Origin of the sequence: Minwuia sp., from assembly GCF_048007105.1 — a bacterium.
GTDB lineage: Bacteria > Pseudomonadota > Alphaproteobacteria > Minwuiales > Minwuiaceae > Minwuia.
In genome coordinates, this window is the sequence record NZ_CP180352.1 from 2,393,275 (window position 1) to 2,410,582 (window position 17,308).

The 17,308-nt window shown below is 68.2% G+C and carries 12 protein-coding genes, 1 pseudogene and 1 riboswitch; of the genes and pseudogenes, 7 read left to right on the forward strand and 6 right to left on the reverse strand.

Annotated features, from left to right (window positions below; translation table 11 throughout):
* Nucleotides 1-29: 29 nt before the first annotated feature.
* From ACMVY4_RS11585 to ACMVY4_RS11595, 3 genes are read right to left on the reverse strand one after another with little or no spacing between them, the layout of a single operon-like run.
* The gene (locus tag ACMVY4_RS11585) at nt 30-950 is read right to left on the reverse strand and encodes an ABC transporter permease (protein ID WP_416896186.1); all 921 of its coding nucleotides are present in this window, start codon (nt 948-950) and stop codon (nt 30-32) included.
* Nucleotides 950-2,023 (reverse strand): ABC transporter permease, encoded by a 1,074-nt coding sequence (locus ACMVY4_RS11590; protein ID WP_416896187.1) that lies wholly within the window; start codon nt 2,021-2,023, stop codon nt 950-952. Before ACMVY4_RS11590 ends, ACMVY4_RS11585 begins: the two co-directional genes overlap by 1 nt.
* A complete protein-coding gene (locus ACMVY4_RS11595; protein ID WP_416896188.1) occupies nt 2,020-3,534 on the reverse strand; it encodes an ABC transporter ATP-binding protein in 1,515 nt (504 codons plus the stop codon). The genes ACMVY4_RS11590 and ACMVY4_RS11595 overlap by 4 nt, the downstream gene beginning before the upstream one ends.
* Nucleotides 3,535-3,644: 110 nt before the next feature.
* On the opposite strand from ACMVY4_RS11595, the gene ACMVY4_RS11600 reads away from it, so the two are divergent.
* From ACMVY4_RS11600 to cobO, 5 genes and pseudogenes are all read left to right on the forward strand, one after another.
* A complete protein-coding gene (locus ACMVY4_RS11600; RefSeq protein ID WP_416896189.1) occupies nt 3,645-4,349 on the forward strand; it encodes an SDR family oxidoreductase in 705 nt (234 codons plus the stop codon).
* Nucleotides 4,350-4,415: 66 nt separating this feature from the next.
* A riboswitch (cobalamin riboswitch) is annotated at nt 4,416-4,634 on the forward strand.
* 35 nt (nt 4,635-4,669) lie between these two features.
* Nucleotides 4,670-5,305: a HupE/UreJ family protein gene (locus ACMVY4_RS11605; RefSeq protein ID WP_416896190.1), complete on the forward strand. Its 636-nt coding sequence runs from the start codon at nt 4,670-4,672 to the stop codon at nt 5,303-5,305.
* Nucleotides 5,306-5,387: 82 nt separating this feature from the next.
* On the forward strand, nt 5,388-6,419 hold the full coding sequence (cobW, locus tag ACMVY4_RS11610; protein ID WP_416896191.1) for a cobalamin biosynthesis protein CobW: 1,032 nt from the start codon (nt 5,388-5,390) through the stop codon (nt 6,417-6,419).
* Between the two features lie 22 nt (nt 6,420-6,441).
* Nucleotides 6,442-10,269 (forward strand): cobaltochelatase subunit CobN, encoded by a 3,828-nt coding sequence (gene cobN / locus ACMVY4_RS11615; RefSeq protein WP_416896192.1) that lies wholly within the window; start codon nt 6,442-6,444, stop codon nt 10,267-10,269.
* Nucleotides 10,266-10,884 (forward strand): annotated as a pseudogene (gene cobO, locus ACMVY4_RS11620) (cob(I)yrinic acid a,c-diamide adenosyltransferase). Before cobN ends, cobO begins: the two are co-directional and overlap by 4 nt.
* Before the next feature lie 178 nt (nt 10,885-11,062).
* Here cobO and ACMVY4_RS11625 read toward each other — a convergent pair.
* Nucleotides 11,063-12,787: an N-acyl-D-amino-acid deacylase family protein gene (locus ACMVY4_RS11625; protein WP_416896193.1), complete on the reverse strand. Its 1,725-nt coding sequence runs from the start codon at nt 12,785-12,787 to the stop codon at nt 11,063-11,065.
* Nucleotides 12,788-12,888: 101 nt separating this feature from the next.
* On the opposite strand from ACMVY4_RS11625, the gene ACMVY4_RS11630 reads away from it, so the two are divergent.
* The gene (locus ACMVY4_RS11630; protein ID WP_416896194.1) at nt 12,889-13,551 is read left to right on the forward strand and encodes a DUF2161 family putative PD-(D/E)XK-type phosphodiesterase; all 663 of its coding nucleotides are present in this window, start codon (nt 12,889-12,891) and stop codon (nt 13,549-13,551) included.
* A 160-nt stretch (nt 13,552-13,711) separates the two neighbouring features.
* Here ACMVY4_RS11630 and ACMVY4_RS11635 read toward each other — a convergent pair whose 3' ends face one another.
* Nucleotides 13,712-14,191, reverse strand: coding sequence for a hypothetical protein (locus ACMVY4_RS11635; RefSeq protein WP_416896195.1), 480 nt, complete (start codon nt 14,189-14,191; stop codon nt 13,712-13,714).
* Between the two features lie 89 nt (nt 14,192-14,280).
* On the opposite strand from ACMVY4_RS11635, the gene ACMVY4_RS11640 reads away from it, so the two are divergent.
* Nucleotides 14,281-15,504: a PLP-dependent aminotransferase family protein gene (locus tag ACMVY4_RS11640; protein ID WP_416900305.1), complete on the forward strand. Its 1,224-nt coding sequence runs from the start codon at nt 14,281-14,283 to the stop codon at nt 15,502-15,504.
* Between the two features lie 280 nt (nt 15,505-15,784).
* Here ACMVY4_RS11640 and ACMVY4_RS11645 read toward each other — a convergent pair whose 3' ends face one another.
* Nucleotides 15,785-17,248, reverse strand: a complete 1,464-nt coding sequence (locus ACMVY4_RS11645) for a hydroxymethylglutaryl-CoA synthase family protein (protein WP_416896196.1) — start codon at nt 17,246-17,248, stop codon at nt 15,785-15,787.
* Nucleotides 17,249-17,308: the final 60 nt, after the last annotated feature.

Below are 17,308 nucleotides of genomic sequence, written 5' to 3' on the forward strand. Positions count from 1 at the left end.
ACCCTTGAGTAGCCTATGAGACGCCGCGGTCAAGCGGAAGCGTGGAAGGTGCGGCCAAGGCTTCCGGGCGCGCGCAGCGCCTTGCGCGCCGGACCGCCGGAAATCAGCACCAGCACCACGATGGTGGCCACATAGGGCAGCATCGAGAGGTATTGCGACGGGATGTCCACGCCCGCGCCCTGGATGTGCAGCTGGGCGATGGTGACGCCGCCGAACAGGTAGGCGCCCAGCATCGCCCGGCCCGGCCGCCAGCTCGCGAAGACCACGATGGCGAGCGCGATCCAGCCGCGGCCGGCGGTCATCCCCTCCGACCACAGCGGCGCCAGGCCGATGGAGAGATAGGCGCCGCCGAGCCCGGCCATCGCACCGCCGAAGGCGATGGCGGCCAGCCGGATGCGGATCACCGGGAATCCGATGGCGTGGGCGGCGTCGTGGTTCTCGCCCACGGCGCGCAGGATCATGCCGGCGCGGGTCTGCGTCAGGAACCAGGCCACGGCGCCGGTCAGCACGATCGAAAGATAGAACATGATCTCATGCGAGAAGAGGAGCGGGCCGATCAGCGGCAGGTTGCTGAGATGCGTTACGTCCAGCTTCGGCAATGGCGGCACCGAATAGCCCGTATAGCCCTGACCCAGAAGCGCGGAGAGACCGAGTCCGAAGATCGTCAGCGCCAGTCCGGTCGCCACCTGGTTGGCCAGAAGCAACTGCGTCATGACGCCGAAGATCAGGGCCATCGCCATGCCGGCGACGGCGGCGGAAAGCAGGCCCAGCGCATGGGAGCCGCTGTCGGCGGTGACCGCGAAGCCGGCAATGGCGCCGACCACCATCATGCCCTCGACCCCCAGATTGAGAACGCCGGACCGCTCGACCACCAGTTCGCCCAGCGCGGCATACAGAAGCGGTGTCGCGGCCAGCATCATGCCGATGACGATGTCGATCGCGAGATCCATCAGGCGCTTGCCTCCGCCCGCGGTTTGAGACGGATGCGGTAGACCGCCAGCAGATCCATCCCCAGAAGAAAGAACAGCAGCAGGCCCTGAAACACACTTGTGACCGCGGCAGAGACCTGCATCTCGATCTGCGCCGCCTCGCCGCCGATATAGGTCACGGCGATCACGATGCCGGCCAGGACAATGCCGATGGGGTTCAGGCGGCCCAGGAAGGCGACGATGATCGCCGTGAAGCCGTAGCCGGCGGGCAGGCTGGGCACCAACTGTTCCACCGGTCCCGCGACCTCGAAGGCGCCAGCCAGGCCCGCCAGCCCGCCGGAGGCCAGCAGGCAGAACCAGACGATCCGGTTCTCACCGAAGCCGGCGAACCGCGCGGCCCGGGGCGACTGGCCCAGCAGGCGGATCTGGAACCCGATCACATGGCGTCCCAGCAGCACCCAGCCGATGGCGGCGGCAATCAGGGCAATCGGGAATCCGACATGGGCGCGGCCGTCCTCGAACAGCTTTGGCAGCAGCGCGCTGTCGTGGAAGATCCGGCTTTCGGGGAAGTTGAAGCCGTCGGGGTCCCGAAGAGGCCCGGTGACCAGCGCGCTCAGCAGCAGGGAGGCGACATAGACCAGCATCAGGCTGACCAGGATCTCGCTGGCCCCGAAGCGGGTCTTGAGCGCCGCCGGGATGGCGGCCCACGCCATGCCGCCGCCGATCCCTGCCAGGCACATCAGCGGCAGCAGCCAGAATCCCGGCTGGTCGTAGAAGGCCAGCGCGACGGCGCTGGATGCGATGGCGCCCAGGATGAACTGGCCCTCGGCGCCGATGTTCCAGACCTCGGCCCTGAACCCCAGCGCCAGTCCAGTGCCGATAAGGATGAGCGGCGTCGCCTTCACCATCAGTTCCGAGACCGAGAAGGCGTCCGCGAAGGGCGACAGGAAGATGATGCCGACGGCGCGGACCGGATCGACGCCAAGCGCCGCGAACAGCACCATGCCGGCCAGCACGGTCAGCAGCACGGATGCCACCGGCGTCAGCCAGATCACGGCGCGGGATGGCGCGCGCCTGCGCTCCAGCACGATCACGCCGCTTTCTCCCGCCCGGCGCCGCCCATCATCAGGCCGACCTCTGCCACGGTCAGCGCCGCCGTCGGCTTCGCCGCGGTCAGCCGGCCCTCGTTCAGGACGGCAAAGCGGTCGCTGATCGACATCAGTTCGTCCAGGTCCTGGCTGATCACCACGACCGCGGCGCCGGCCGTTGCCAGATCGGCGATGGCGCGGTGGATGTCGGCGGCCGAGCCCGCATCGACGCCCCACGTCGGCTGGGAAATGATCAGGACATCCGGCGCCTGCAGCATCTCCCGCCCGACGACGAACTTCTGCAGGTTGCCGCCCGACAGGCTGCCGGCCTGCGCGGCCGCGCCGCCGGCGACGACGCGGAAGCGTTCGATGATCTCGGTGGCGAAGGCCGTCGCGCGGAAGAAACGGAGAAACCCGCGCTGAACAAGGCCGCGTTCCCGGCGGCCCGCGATCAGCGTGTTCTCGGCCAGAGAAAGACCGGCGACTGCGCCATGGCCCAGCCGCTCCTCCGGCACGAAGGCCATGCCGCGGCTGCGCCGCCGCATCGGACCGAGCGCCCCGACGGGCGCGCCATCCAGTTCGATGGCATCCGGGGCGCTGCGCCGTTCGCCGATCAGCGCTTCCATGAGTTCGGTCTGACCGTTGCCGGCGACGCCGCCGATCCCCAGTACCTCACCGGCCCGCACCTCGAATGAGATGTCCTTCAGGCTGATGCCGAACGGATCGTCGGCCCTGAGGGAGAGGCCACGGACGGCCAGACGGGTCTTGCCGGTCTCGGCCGGAGTGCGGTCGCTCCGTACGAGTTCGTTGCCGATCATCATGGCGGCCAGGCTGGCGGCAGTCTCGCGGGTCGGGTCGCAGTTCGCCACCACGGCGCCGCGGCGGAGAATGGTCGCCCGGTCGCAGAGGGCGCGGATCTCGTCGAGCTTGTGGGAGATGTAGAGGATGGAGCAGCCACGCTCGCGTAGCTGCCGCAGGACCTCGAACAGCTTCTCCGCCTCCTGCGGTGTCAGGACAGATGTCGGCTCGTCCATGATCAGCAGGCGCGGCTTCTGCAGCAGGCACCGGACGATCTCGACTCTCTGCTTTTCGCCGACCGACAGGTCGTCGATCCGGCGCAGCGGGTCGACGCGCAGGCCGTAGGTGGCCGAAGTCTCGCGGATGCGGTCGTCCAGCCCGTAGCCGCCTTCCTCCGCCGGCAGGCCGAGCGCCACGTTCTCGGCGACCGTCATCGCCTCGAACAGGGAGAAGTGCTGAAAGACCATGCCGATCCCTGCAGCGCGTGCGTCGGAGGGGCGTTGAGGGAGGTAGGGATTCCCGTCCACCCGCATCTCGCCGGCGTCGGGCCTCAGGACGCCGTAGATCATCTTGACCAGCGTCGACTTGCCCGCGCCGTTCTCTCCCAGCAGCGCGTGGATGCTGCCCGGCGCGACCCGGAGCGAGACATCGCTGTTGGCCACGACTCCGGGAAACGACTTCGAGATTCCGGTGATCTGGAGAAGGGGCGTCGGGTCCATGTGCGGCTTTTTCCCATGGCCATCGCGCCCTGCGCAAGCGCTCTGGCTTGTTGCGCGGGCCGTCCGCCTGATAGCTTGCGCCGATAGCAGATACCCGGGGGGAGATGGCAATGGACATCAAGGGCAAGAAGGCGATCGTGTTCGGGGGGACCTCGGGCATCGGGCTGGCGACATCGAAGATGCTCGCAGAGCAGGGCGCGAACGTGATCGCGGTCAGCCGCAATCCGGACCGGGCCGGCGATGTGCCTGCCGGCATCACGCTGGCGCAGTGCGACGTCCGCGACGAGGCGGCGCTGCAGAAGCTCTTCGCCGACCACGCGCCCTTCCACATTCTGATCAGCGCCGCGACCGGCGGCGACCGCGCCGTTGGCCCGTTCCTGTCGATGGACATGGACGGCTACCGCAAGTCCTTCGACAAGCTCTGGGGCTACACCAACGTCGTCCGCTTCGGCACGGAACATCTGCCTGACGATGGCGCCATCGTGCTGGTCAGCGGCACGCCGGCGCGGAACGCCAAGCCCGGCCAGATCGCCATCGGCTCGGTCGGCGGCGCGGTGGAGCAGTTCGTCCGTATCGTCGCCCGCGAGATCGCGCCGAAGCGCATCAACACCGTCGCGCCGGGCCAGATCGATACGCCCATGGTGCCGCTGCAGGGCGAGGAGCGTGCGAAGATGTACGCCAACGCCACGAAGAACCACCTGATCCCGCGCGCCGGCCGGCCCGAGGAAGTGGCGCAGGCCATCGTGTTCCTGGTGCAGAACGACTTCGTCACCGGCACGACGGTCGATGTCGACGGTGGCTGGCTGCTTTCCTGACGGGCTCTGTCCCCGCCGCGACGCGGCAGGACGCTGAAACGCTTGCCAACTCCAGCCGCATTCGCCACGATGACGTCTTGCAGCGGTTCCGCCGTGTCCGAACGGGCAGGCGGTGTAACAAGGGAACACGGTGCGGCGTACCCATCAGGGACCAACTCCGTGGCTGCCCCCGCAACTGTAAGCGTCGAGGACGCCCCATCACGCCACTGGCCGCAAGGTTCGGGAAGGCGGGGCGGTCCGGCCGAGACGCGAGCCAGGAAACCTGCCGCTGCAATGAGGGAAACCGTTTATCCGCCGGTGGGGCGGAGAGGGAGCAAGACATGAACCGCATTTTCAACCGCGCCGGCCTCGGCGCTGCCGTTATCACCCTGACCGCGACCGCGGCCCAGGCGCATCACCCGCTGGGCGGCGGCACGCCGGAAACCTTCTGGCACGGCTTTCTGTCCGGCGTCGGACACCCAATGATCGGCATCGATCATTTCGCCTTCATCCTGGCTGTCGGCCTGGTGGCGGCGTTCTCCGCCTACCGTTTCTTCACGCCGGCTGTTTTCGTCATTGCGACCATGGCGGGCTGCATGCTGCACGTGGCCGGCGTCATGCTGCCGCTGCCGGAGCTCTTCATTTCCGCCTCGGTGGTCGCGCTGGGCGCGTTCATCCTGTCGGGCCGCCGCATGGCCGCACTGCCGCAGATGGCCTTCTTCGGCGTTGCGGGCCTGTTCCACGGCTTTGCCTATGGCGGTGCAATCATCGGCGCAGAGACGACCCCGCTGGTCGCCTATCTCGCCAGCTTCGCCATGACCCAGTACGCCATCGCGCTCGGCGCCATGGCGCTGGTGACGCTGGTGTGGCGGGCGGCGGACACGAAGGCGCTGCAGCCGCGCATCGCGGGCGCCCTGATCGCCGGCGTCGGCTTCGCGTTCCTGTTCGAGAATGTCGAGGGCATGATCCTGGGCTGATCGCCCGGGCGCGCCACGAACAATTGACGGTCCGGTCCAGCGTGGGCCGGACCACCCTGTTTCCCATTTCACGGAGGCTGGCATGTCCAGGATTCCGGCGACTGTCGTCACGGGCTTTCTCGGCGCGGGCAAGACGACGCTCATTCGCAATCTGCTGCAGAACGCCAACGGCAAGCGCATCGCGCTGATCATCAACGAGTTCGGAGACCTCGGCGTCGATGGCGAAGTGCTGAAGGGCTGCGGCGAGGAGACCTGCCGCGAGGAGGACGTGGTCGAACTGGCGAATGGCTGCATCTGCTGCACGGTGGCCGACGACTTCGTGCCGACCATGACCGCGCTGCTGGAGCGCCCCGACCGGCCCGACCACATCGTCATCGAGACTTCGGGGCTGGCGCTGCCGCAGCCGCTGGTGAAGGCCTTCAACTGGCCCGATATCCGCACCCGTGTGACGGTCGACGGCGTCGTGACGGTGGTTGACGGCGCGGCCGTGGCCGAGGGCCGCTTCGCCCATGACGAGGCGGCGCTGGACGCCCAGCGCTCGGCGGACGAGATGCTGGATCACGAAACGCCGATCTCGGAACTGTTCGAGGACCAGCTCGGCTGCGCGGACATCGTCGTGCTGAGCAAGGCCGATCTGCTGGCCGAGGACGGCATCGAGCGTGTGATGGCGCAGATCAAACCCGACATGCGCGACGGCGTGAAGGTGATCAGGGCCAGTCATGGCGACGTGCCGCCCTCGGCGCTGATCGGGCTGGGCATCGGCGCCGAGGCCGATATCGCCAATCGCCCGACGCATCACGAGCGCGAGGGGGCCGAGGATCATGACCATGACGATTTCGACAGCTTCGACGTCGCGTTGTCCGAGATCGCGGACGCCAATGCCTTCGCCGAGCATGTCGCCACCGTCATCCGCCGTCACGGTATCCTGCGGCTGAAGGGCTTCGCCTCGGTCGCGGGCAAGCCGATGCGGCTGGTGATCCAGGCGGTCGGTCCGCGGATCGAGACCTATTTCGACCGGCCCTGGAAGCCGGAAGAGGCCCGGTCGACCAGGCTGGTGGTCATTGGCGAGACAGGCTTCGACCGCGCCGCGATCGAGGCTGATCTGAAGGGATGAGCGGTCCGGCCGCGACGGTCTGATGCATCTTCTCCAGGCGCAGCCCGGGGCGATCGACGACGGCGAAGAGGCCGTCGATCTGGCCCAGGATCCGGCGGATGTGGTGGTACTGACCGCCGCGGACACCGAGATCGCAAGCCTGGCCGCGGCACGGGCCGAGCTCGGGGCGGACGCACCGTCGCTCCGGCTGGCCAACCTGACCTTCCTGAAACATCCGATGTCGGTGGACCTGTTTGCCGAGCGGACTGTCGCCGGGTCGAGACTGGTCGTGGGCCGGTTCCTCGGCGGTATCGGCTACTGGTCGTACTGCATCGAGGAGATCGCGCGGACCTGTCGCGAACACGGCGTCACCTTCCTGGCGCTGCCGGGCGACGACAAGCCGGATCCGGAGCTGCTTTCCGTGTCAGTCGGCGATCCGGACATGGCCGATCTGCTCTGGCGCTATCTGCGTGAAGGCGGGCCGGCCAACGCCAGACATTTCCTGTCAGGTTGTGGGTCGTTGCTCAACGGTATCGAGTTACCCCCTTCGCCGAAGCCCTTGTTTCGTGCGGGTCTTTACTGGCCGGGGCGTGAAAATCCCTCGATCAAGGAAATAATTCCTGGCGCTCGCGGCGCTGCCGTGGCCGTCGTGTTCTACCGTGCGTTGTTGCAGGGCGGCGCCACGGCGCCAGTGGATTCTTTGCTCCGCGCGCTGCAGCGGAAGGGCCTCCAGCCGCTGCCCGTCTTCGTCTCCAGTCTGAAGGACGGCGTGTCGTCGGAGGTGCTGGGCGAGCTGCTGGCCGCGGCGGATGTCGATGCAGTGATCAACCTCACAGCTTTCGCGGTTGGCCGCCCGGGCGAGGCGGACGGCACGGCGGCGCCGGTCGCGACGGTTCTCGAAAGCCGCGGTACGCCTGTGTTTCAGGCCGTTGTGGCCTCCAGCGGGGAAGCGGCCTGGCAGGACTCCGCGCAAGGTCTCGGCCCGCGCGATATCGCCATGTATGCGGCCCTGCCAGAGGTCGATGGCCGGGTGCTGACGCGGGCCATCGCCTTCAAGGCCGAGGCCCGTTACGACCCCGCGGTCCAGTGCGGCATCGTCGTCCCCCAGCCTGTGGATAACCGTGTGGACTTCGTCGCCGCCCAGGCGGCCGCCTGGGTGCGTCTGCGGCGGAAATCCGCACCCGACCGGCGAGTAGCTCTTGTCCTGGCAAACTATCCCAACCGCGACGGGCGGCTGGCCAACGGCGTCGGTTTGGACACGCCTGCGAGCACGGTTGCAGCGCTGCGAGCCCTTTCCGTTGCCGGCTACCACATCGAAAACATGCCGGCCGATGCGAAGGTGCTGATGGACGCCATCATGGCCGGCCCGACCAACTGGTTCACCGACCGCGCCGAACGCCGTGGCGGTGTCGTCCTGCCGGTGGCGTCGTACCGGCGTTTTCTGGAAGCCTTGCCGCCGCAGACAGCGGAATCCATCGACCAACGCTGGGGCGCAGCCGAGGACGATCCCTTCTTCGATGTGGACCGCGGCGGCTTCGTCCTGTCCGTGCTCGAATTCGGCAACATCGTCGTCGCGGTGCAGCCGGCGCGAGGCTACCAGATCGATCCGAAGGAGAGCTATCACAGCCCGGACCTGCCGCCGCCCCACAACCACCTGGCTTTCCACGCCTGGCTGCGGCATGCGTTCGACGCCGACGCCATCGTCCACATGGGCAAGCACGGCAATCTGGAATGGCTGCCCGGCAAGGCGCTGGCGCTGTCGGAAGCCTGCTTCCCCGAGGCTGCGCTGGGGCCGTTGCCGAACCTCTATCCCTTCATCGTCAACGATCCGGGCGAGGGGACCCAGGCCAAGCGCCGGACCTCCGCCGTGATCGTCGATCACCTGACGCCGCCCATGACCCGCGCCGAGACCTATGGCGCGCTGAAGGACCTCGAGGCGCTGGTCGACGAGTACTACGACGCGGCAGGGCTGGACCGGCGGCGTCTGGAGTATCTGCGGAAGGAAATCCTGTCGCTGATCCGATCCGAGCGGCTGGACGCGGACGCCGGGATCGCGCCGGACGAGGCGCCGGACAGCGCCTTCACCAAGCTGGACAACTATCTCTGCGAATTGAAGGAAGCGCAGATCCGGGACGGTCTGCATGTCTTCGGGGCATCGCCGGAAGGGCCGCAGCGGCGCGACCTGTTGGCGGCGCTGGCGCGGGTGCCGGGCCGGGGGCGGGCGTCGCTGCAGCGGGCCATCGCGGACGATCTGGACCTCGGCTTCGACCCGCTGGACTGCGAACTCGGCGCGCCCTGGGGCGGTCCGAGGCCGGATGCGCTCGTGGCGGTCTCGGACGATCCATGGCGGACGAATGGCGACACAGTGGAGCGGATCGAGTTGCTGGCGGCCGAACTGGTCGAGGCCGCATCACCCCCACCCCAACCCTACCCCCTCAAGGGGGAGGGAGAAGATGCGCGATTCCCAAACCTCCCCCCTGGAGGGGGAGGTCGGCACGCAGTGCCGGGTGGGGGTGGAACTCAGGCGGTTCTCGAACAAATTGCTACCGACATCGCCCCCGCCCTCGACGCCTGTGGTGACGCCGAGATGACCGCGCTGCTGGCCGGGCTGGACGGCCGCTTCATCCGGCCGGGACCGTCCGGCGCGCCGACGCGGGGCCGGCTCGACGTGCTGCCGACGGGCCGGAACTTCTTTTCCATCGACAGCCGCGCCATGCCGACCGAGGCCGCCTGGACGCTGGGCTGGATGTCGGCAAGCCGCCTGATCGACCGGCACATGCAGACCGAGGGCGACTGGCTCAGGACAGCGGCGCTGACGGTCTGGGGCACGTCGAACATGCGCACCGGCGGCGACGACATCGCCCAGGCCATGGCGCTGCTTGGCGTCCGCCCGGTCTGGGAGCCGGCCTCGCGGCGCGTCACGGGTTTCGAGATCATCCCGGCGACGGCGCTGGGGCGGCCGCGGGTGGACGTCACGCTCAGGATCTCCGGCTTTTTCCGCGATGCCTTCCCGACCCAGATCGACCTGTTCGATTCCGCCGTGCGGGCGGTGATGGCGCTGGACGAGAGCGAGCACGACAATCCGCTGGCCGCCGCCTTCCGACGGGATGCGGCGGCGCTGGTGGCGGACGGCGTGCCGGAAGCAGAGGCGGAGCTGCGCGCCGGTCACCGCATCTTCGGCTCGAAACCCGGCGCCTACGGGGCCGGGCTGCAGGCGATGATCGACGAGCGTCTCTGGGACGATGCCGGCGATCTGGCCGACAGCTTCCTGAACTGGGGCGGCTACGCCTATGGCGCCAGGGCTGCGGGCACGCGGGCGCGCGCGGATCTGGAGACGCGGCTCGGCGCAGTCGAGGCGGTGATCCAGAATCAGGACAACCGCGAGCACGATCTGCTGGACTCCGACGACTACTACCAGTTCGAGGGCGGTCTGACGGCGGCGGTAGCCCGGCTCCGCGGCCGTGCGCCGGTCAACTGGCACAATGATCATTCCCGCCCCGAGCGGCCGGTGATCCGCTCCCTGTCGGAAGAGATCGGCCGCGTGGTCCGCTCCCGCGCCGCGAACCCGAAATGGATCGCCGGCGTGATGCGGCACGGCTACAAGGGCGCCTTCGAGATGGCTGCGACGGTGGACTATCTCTTCGCCTTCGCGGCGACGACGACCGCGGTACAGAGCCATCACTTCGATTTGCTCCACGACGCCTATCTGGGCGATACGGAAGTCAGGGACTTCATCGCCGAACACAATCCGGCGGCGCTGGCGGAGATGGCCGACCGCTTCGACGAGGCGATCGAACGCGGGCTCTGGCAGCCCCGGGCCAACGACACCCGGGACCGGCTGGCGGCAATCAGACAGGGAGGCGGCACATGAGCGAAGACCAGGACGTCAATCAGCGCCACAACGAGAAGATGGCAAAGAAGAAGGCCGCGCGCGACAAGATCATGGCCGCCAAGACCGGGGAGAAGGGCCTGATCGTGGTCCATACCGGCAAGGGCAAGGGCAAGTCGACGGCCGCGTTCGGCATGATCTTCCGCTGCATTGCCCATGGCATGCCCTGCGCGGTCGTGCAGTTCATAAAGGGCGGCATGGACACCGGCGAACGGCGGCTGATCGAGGAGCGGTTCTCCGACCTCTGCACCTTCGACACGATGGGCGAAGGCTTCACCTGGGAGACGCAGGACCGGGAGCGCGACATCGCCAATGCCCGCGCCGCGTGGGACCTCGCGAAGCAGCGCATTCTCGACCCCGAGGTGAAGATGGTGCTGCTGGACGAACTCAACATCGCGCTGCGCTACGACTACATCCCGGTCGAGGAGATCGTGGCCTTCCTGCGTGACGAGAAGCCGGAGATGACCCACGTCGTCATCACCGGCCAGCAACGCCAAGGACGAGCTGCTGGAGATCGCCGATCTGGCCACCGAGATGACCCAGCTTGCCCATCCCTTCCGCGCCGGCATCAAGGCGCAGCAGGGCGTGGAGTTCTAGGGCAGGTCAGAATCGAATTGGCCCTCCCCCTCCAAGGGGGAGGGTTGGGTGGGGGTGGGAGTAGCTCAGGCGTTCGCCATTCTTCCATTCACGCAGCCGACCCCCACCCGTCGCTGCGCGCCGGCCTCCCCCTGCCAGGGGGAGGCTCTGGATCGGCGACGTCGTTGCCAGATTTGTCCTACGCCGGCCCTGCCTGTGCGCCGCGGACGAGGCGGCCCGGCGTGGCGCCGGTGGTCTCGGAATTGCTCGCCACCTCGACGCCCGAGACGAAGGTGTGGTCGATGCCGCTGACCCGCTGCAGGAAGCGGTTGCCGCCGGCGGGCAGGTCGCCCGCGATCTCCGGCGCGTGCAGGGTCAGGCGGTCGAAATCGATGACGTTGATATCGGCCTTGTAGCCCGGCGCGATGATGCCGCGGTCCATGAAGCCGACGGCTTCGGCGGTGGCCCGCGCCTGCTTCGCCACCAGGGTTTCCAGCGGGATACGGTCGCGCGGGCGGTCGCGGCCCCACCACTGCATCAGCGTGGTCGGGAAGCTGACGTCGCAGATCGTGCCGACATGCGCGCCGCCGTCGGACAGGCCCGGCACCGCCCAGGGGTGCAGCAGCTGCTTGCGGACGGAATCGAGATTGCCGTCGGCGAAGTTCAGGATCGGGATGTAGAGCAGGCCGCAGCCATCCCGCTGCATCAGCAGGTCGTAGGCCAGCTCTGGCGCGCTGACACCCTGCGCCTTTGCGCGCTCGGCCAGGTTGTCCCGCGGGTTCGGCTCGTAGACCGGCGGATCGCCCAGATCGAACATCAGGTGGAAGCGGTCGACCATGCGGCCGGCGAGTATGTGGCTGTCCTTGTCGACGGTCGCCTCGCTCAGGATGCGCTCGCGCACGTCCGGCTTCCGCATCTCGGCGACCATCTGCGTGAAGGGCAGCTTCTTGAGCGCCTTGTAGGTCTCGCAATGCATGAAGGGGCTGACCGTGCCGCGCAGGCTCAGGATAACGCCGACCGGCCGGGAGCCGACCTGCGCGCGCATGGTGACGCCGGCATCGCTCGCCTGCTTGATCGCGTCCAGCAGCATCCACCAGTTGTCCGGCTTGGCCTTGGCCTGGGCCACCGAGATCGAGACCGGCCGGCCCGAACGCTCGCCCATGGCGCGGGCCAGCGCGAATTCCTCGTCGAATTCCAGGAAATCGCTGACCAGCTGGATCACGCCCTTCTTCGCCTGTCCCAAGGCGCCGGCGATGCCCAGCATCTCGTCCAGTTCCGCCTGCAGGGTCGGCGTTGGCTCGCCCAGCGAGGAACGGTGGTTCAGCGTCCGCGAGGTGGTGAAGCCGATGGCCCCGGCCTCGACCGCGCGGCGCGCGATCTCGGCCATGGCGGCGATGTCGTCCGGCGTCGCCGGTTCGCGCCGCGCACCGCGCTCGCCCATCACGTTCACGCGGACGGCGGCGTGGGGCAGCTGCGCTCCGACATCGATGTCGAAGGCCCGCGCGCCCAGATAGTCGAGATACTCCTCGAAGCTCTCCCAGGCCCAGGGCAGGCCTTCGTGCAGCGCGGTGCCGGGAATGTCCTCGACGCCTTCCATCAACTGCACCAGGCGATCCCGGTCGCCGGGCTTCACCGGCGCGAAGCCGACGCCGCAATTGCCCATGACCACGGTGGTGACGCCGTGCCAGCTCGACGGGGCGAGTTGCTCGTCCCAGGTCGCCTGACCGTCATAATGCGTGTGGATGTCGACGAAGCCGGGCTGCACCAGCCGCCCGTCCGCCTCGATCTCGCGGTGACCGTGGCCGGAGACCTTGCCGACCTCGGTGACGACGCCGTCCTTCACCGCAACGTCGGCGGTGCGGCGCCCGGCGCCGGTGCCGTCGATCAGCGTGCCGCCGCGGATGACCAGATCATGTTCGCTCATGTCGCGCTCCTCCCGTGAAGCGCGCGGATGATGCCCGAATTCCGAAGCGGTCACAAATGCACAGCCTTCCGCCCGGCCATGCAGGCGGGCATGATTCCGGAATGCGCGAATCCGAACTCTACGCCCCGGTGAAGGCCTATCTCGAGGCGCAGGGCTACGAGGTGAAGGCCGAGATCGGCGATTGCGACGTGATGGCCGTGCGCGGCGAGGAACCGCCTCTGATCGTTGAGCTGAAGACCACCTTATCGTTGCAACTGGTCATGCAGGGCGTGCAGCGGCAGACCCTGTTCGACCATGTCTATCTGGCCGTGCCGGTCTCGGGCGAACGGGGCTGGAAGCTGAAGTACAGGGACATCGTCGCGCTGTGCCGCCGCTTGGGGCTCGGGCTGCTGGCGGTGCGGACGGGCAGGAAGGTCGGTGTCGAGGCGCATCTCGATCCCGGACCGTATGCGCCGAGGAAACGGAACAGGCGGGCCGGCCGGCTGCTGCGCGAGTTCGAACGCCGCGTCGGCGACCCCAACACCGGCGGCGTCACCGGGGTGAAGCGCATGACCGCCTACCGCCAGGACGCCATCCGGCTGGCGCTTCATCTGGCCGAGCATGGTCCGACCAAGGCGTCCGACCTGGCGAAGGCCATGGAGGTCCCGCGCGCCGGCGACATGCTCCGCGCCGACCACTATGGCTGGTTCGAGCGGGTGGAACGCGGGGTGTACCGGCTGACGCCGAATGGGGCGGCTGAGGTGGTACGCCGGGCGGCGGAGTAGGCCGTCTCGGGACGGCAGTGCCGCCTCTTCAGCCGTCATGCCGGACTTGATCCGGCATCCGGTCCGACTGTCGAACTTGCGGCAAAGCCGCACCGGACCCCGGCTCAAGGCCGGGGTGACGCAGTCACGGGTGGAACCGCCGGGAAACCGATCCTCGGCGTCAACCCACGGGCAACTGGGCTGGGGCTAACCCTTCGCCGACGCCTTGATCGCTGCGGCGCAGGCCGGGAAGTAGCCGTCGTCGTTTCCGTTCTCCAGGCAGGGTTCGACACGTGCCGGCCGCGGCGCTGCAGTAGTCCAGCACGCCGTCGTCGCTATCCCGGACTTCGGCCTGCAGGCGCAGGATGCGGATGCGGTTGAGCGCCACGGCGGCGGCCCGTTCCCGCGCCGTCTCGTAGGCGGCGACGAGGGTCTCGCGGTCGGCGTCGGGGATGCCGGGCGCGTCGAGCGCCTTGCGGTTCCGGTCCTCGCGCGGCACCCGGAAGCTCAGCGCGTCGAGGCCGCCCCGCTCGGCGTAGTAGGCCGTACAGGCGCGGAAGGTGCCGTAGCTCTGGCCGACCAGTTCCACATCCTCCGGCAGCCCGGCTGCCGCGGGCGTGGCGATCAGGCCCGCGAGGGCGACGGCTGTCAGGTGTTTCATCTCGTGCATCCTTCCTCCGCGTCCGGGGCGCTTGAGCCGGCGGGCCGGCCCGTGCGAGCCTTTCCCAAAATAATGAATCGATGGGCGGAATTCACATGACATTCGACTTTTCCAGCGTGGCGCGCGCGGGGCTGCCGGCGCCGGCGCAGCGTTTCGGCGGGCATCCGCCATACAATTTCGTCGGCGGCAACAATGCGGAGGAGATGGTGCCGGTGGATGCGCTACGCGCGGCCGCCGACCGCGTGCTGGCGCGTGAGGGCGCGAGCCTGGGCATGTACAATCTCCATTCCGGGCCGCAGGGCCATCTGCCATTGCGCGAATGGCTGTCGGGCAAGCTGAAGCGCTATGCCGGCATGGACTGCCCGGCCGACGACATCATGCTTACCTCCGGTTCGCTGCAGGCGATGGACCTGATCAACGAGGTGCTGCTGGCGCCCGGCGACACGGTGCTGATCGAGGCCGCGAATTATGGCGGCGTCTTCCCGCGCCTCGCCCGCAGGCAGGCGACGGTGGTGCCGATCGCGGTCGACGGCGAGGGCATGCGGATGGATGCGCTGGAAGATGCGCTGAAGCGTCTCGCGGCCAACGGCGTCCGGCCGAAATGCATCTACACCATCCCGACGGTGCAGAACCCGACGGGCACGATCCTGCCGCTGGACCGGCGTGAGCGGATGATGGAATTGGCCCGCGAATACGACACCGCCGTCTTCGAGGATGAATGCTATGCCGATCTGGTCTGGTCCGGCGAACGTCCCCCCGCCCTGGCGGCGATGGACCCGGACGGGCGCGTCGTCCATATCGGCACCTTCTCCAAGACCATCGCGCCGGCGCTCCGCGTCGGCTACATCGCCGCGCCCTGGAGCATGATGAGCCGGATCCTGTCGGTGAAGCACGACGCCGGCTCGGGCGCGCTGGAGCAGATGGTGCTGGCCGAGTACCTGCCGGACCATTTCGACGCGCATCTGATGGCAATGAACGCGCATCTGGAAGACAAGCTCGACAATCTGATCGCCGCGCTGGACGAGAATTTCGGCACCTCGGTGCACTACACCAAGCCGCCGGGCGGCATCTTCCTGTGGGTCCGGATGCCTGACGGCGTCGACACCGACCGGCTGACAGCGGTAGCGGGGCAGGCAGGTATCGCGGTCAATCCGGGCAGCGAATGGTCGCTGGAAGACGACCGGACGCGCTGGATCCGCATCTGCTTCGCCAATCCGCCGAAGGACGCCATCACCGAAGGCGTCGCGAAACTGGCCGAGGTCTGCCACGCCGAGTTCGGCGTGCCCGAGGTGAGCGCGAACCGGCGGCTTTAGCGCCTTTTTCTGCCTTCGGACCTGATCCGAAGGCCTCCGGCGCAGGCGGACGACAAGGTCCTCTGGGCATGCCCGGGGACGGGAAAGGGTAAGCGGCTCCGATTGTCCCCGAACACTGCCGTCCCCGGGCCTGACCCGGGGACCTGACCTTTCCAACGCCTCGGAGGTGGCGAGCCGAGGCCCCCGGGTCGAGCCCGGGGGCAACAGACAAGCAGCCACAAAGGAAAAGGGCGCCCCGGAAACCGGAGCGCCCTCTTTCGTTCGCCGGTGCGGCGGGTGTCTACGCCGCGGTCTTGCGGTGGTCGGGCGCGGCCTTCCAGAAGTACTTCTTGAAGCCGCGGCGCTCGTCCTCGACCTTCACGCGGAAGACCATGCGGAGCGGCATGCCGACCTCGACGCCGCCCTTGTCGACGTCGGTCAGGTCGGCCATCAGCCGGCCGCCGGCCTCGAAGGTGACCATGCCGAAATGGGTCGGCGGGTCCGGCGAGTAGGTCAGGCCGTCCGCGGTCCAGGACTGCACGGTGCAGGGCTCGTCCGCGAAGGGGTAGTCCTCCTGGCTCTTCCACTCGCCGCAGTTCGGGTTCACGCAGATATGCGACTTCGGATACTGCACGGTGCCGCACTTGGTGCACTTGCCGCCGACGAAGCCCAGGACCTTCTTGCGGTTCCGGTACAGCGTGGTCAGCGCGGTCTGCGCGTCGACCTCGGCTCGGATGCCCTTGTCGCGGTCGATCAGGTCGTTGAAGGCGAGGTAGCGGTTGTAGTTGCTCTCCGCCTTCTTGCGGCCGAGATAGCCCTCGACGCCGCCAAGCGCCGGCTTGAACTTCGCAATCGCATCGGTGGTCCGGAACAGCATCAGGTCGCAGCCCTGGCCCCAGCCGATCACCAGGATGGTCTTGCCCGGACCGGCGTTCTGCATCGCCTTCGACAGCATGACCAGCGCGTGCGCGGCGCCAGCCTCACCCATGACGGCATGCAGATTGTCCTGCACGGCTTCCTCGGCGATGCCGGCACCCTTGGCGATGCGCTGCGGCACGCCGCGGATCAGGGCGGGCATGACCATCATGTCGACGTCCGAACCGGCGACGCCGGTCTTGTCCAGCAGCGCCTTCACGGCCGGCGGGACGATCTTGAAATAGCCCTCGTCGCGGATCCAGCGCTCTTCCCAGTTGTAGTCGAAGGAGCGGTTCTGGCCGCGGTAGTGGTCGACGAAGTCGGTCGAGACCTGGTGGCTGCCCAGGAACTCGGCGATGACGCCGTCATTGCCGATGGTGAACGCCGCGGCGGCGTCGCCCATCTGCAGCTCCTGCGGGCCCGACGCGGCGGTCTCGCGGGTGTCGGCGGCCAGGAACAGGACGGTGCCGTCACGGCCCTCGGCGTTCTCCAGCGCGTCGATCAGGCCCGAGGTGCCGGCGCGCTGCGAGGAGGTCATGTCGACGGTGCGGATGTCCTCGCCCAGGTTCAGCGCCGTCGCGGCAACGGTGGCGTTCTGACGGTCGGCAAAAGGCATGGTCGTGGACGCGAAATAGATCGAGCGCAGATCCGCCGGGGGCGTCTCGCCCATGCAGTCGCGGGCCGCCTCGACCGCCATGGTCAGGCTGTCCTCGTCCCAGTTGCACATCGACCGTTCGCCCTTCGCCAGCCCTGCCAGCGCCGGGTTGAACCAGCCGTTCGCCTCGACCACAGCCTTTCGCTGCAGCCGCAGTCGCGGCACGTAGCCGCCGAAGCCGGTAATCCCTGCCATGATTTCCTCTGTCGCTTGTCTCCCCCGTGCGCGAACGCGCACTTGCTGGCAATAAAGCCC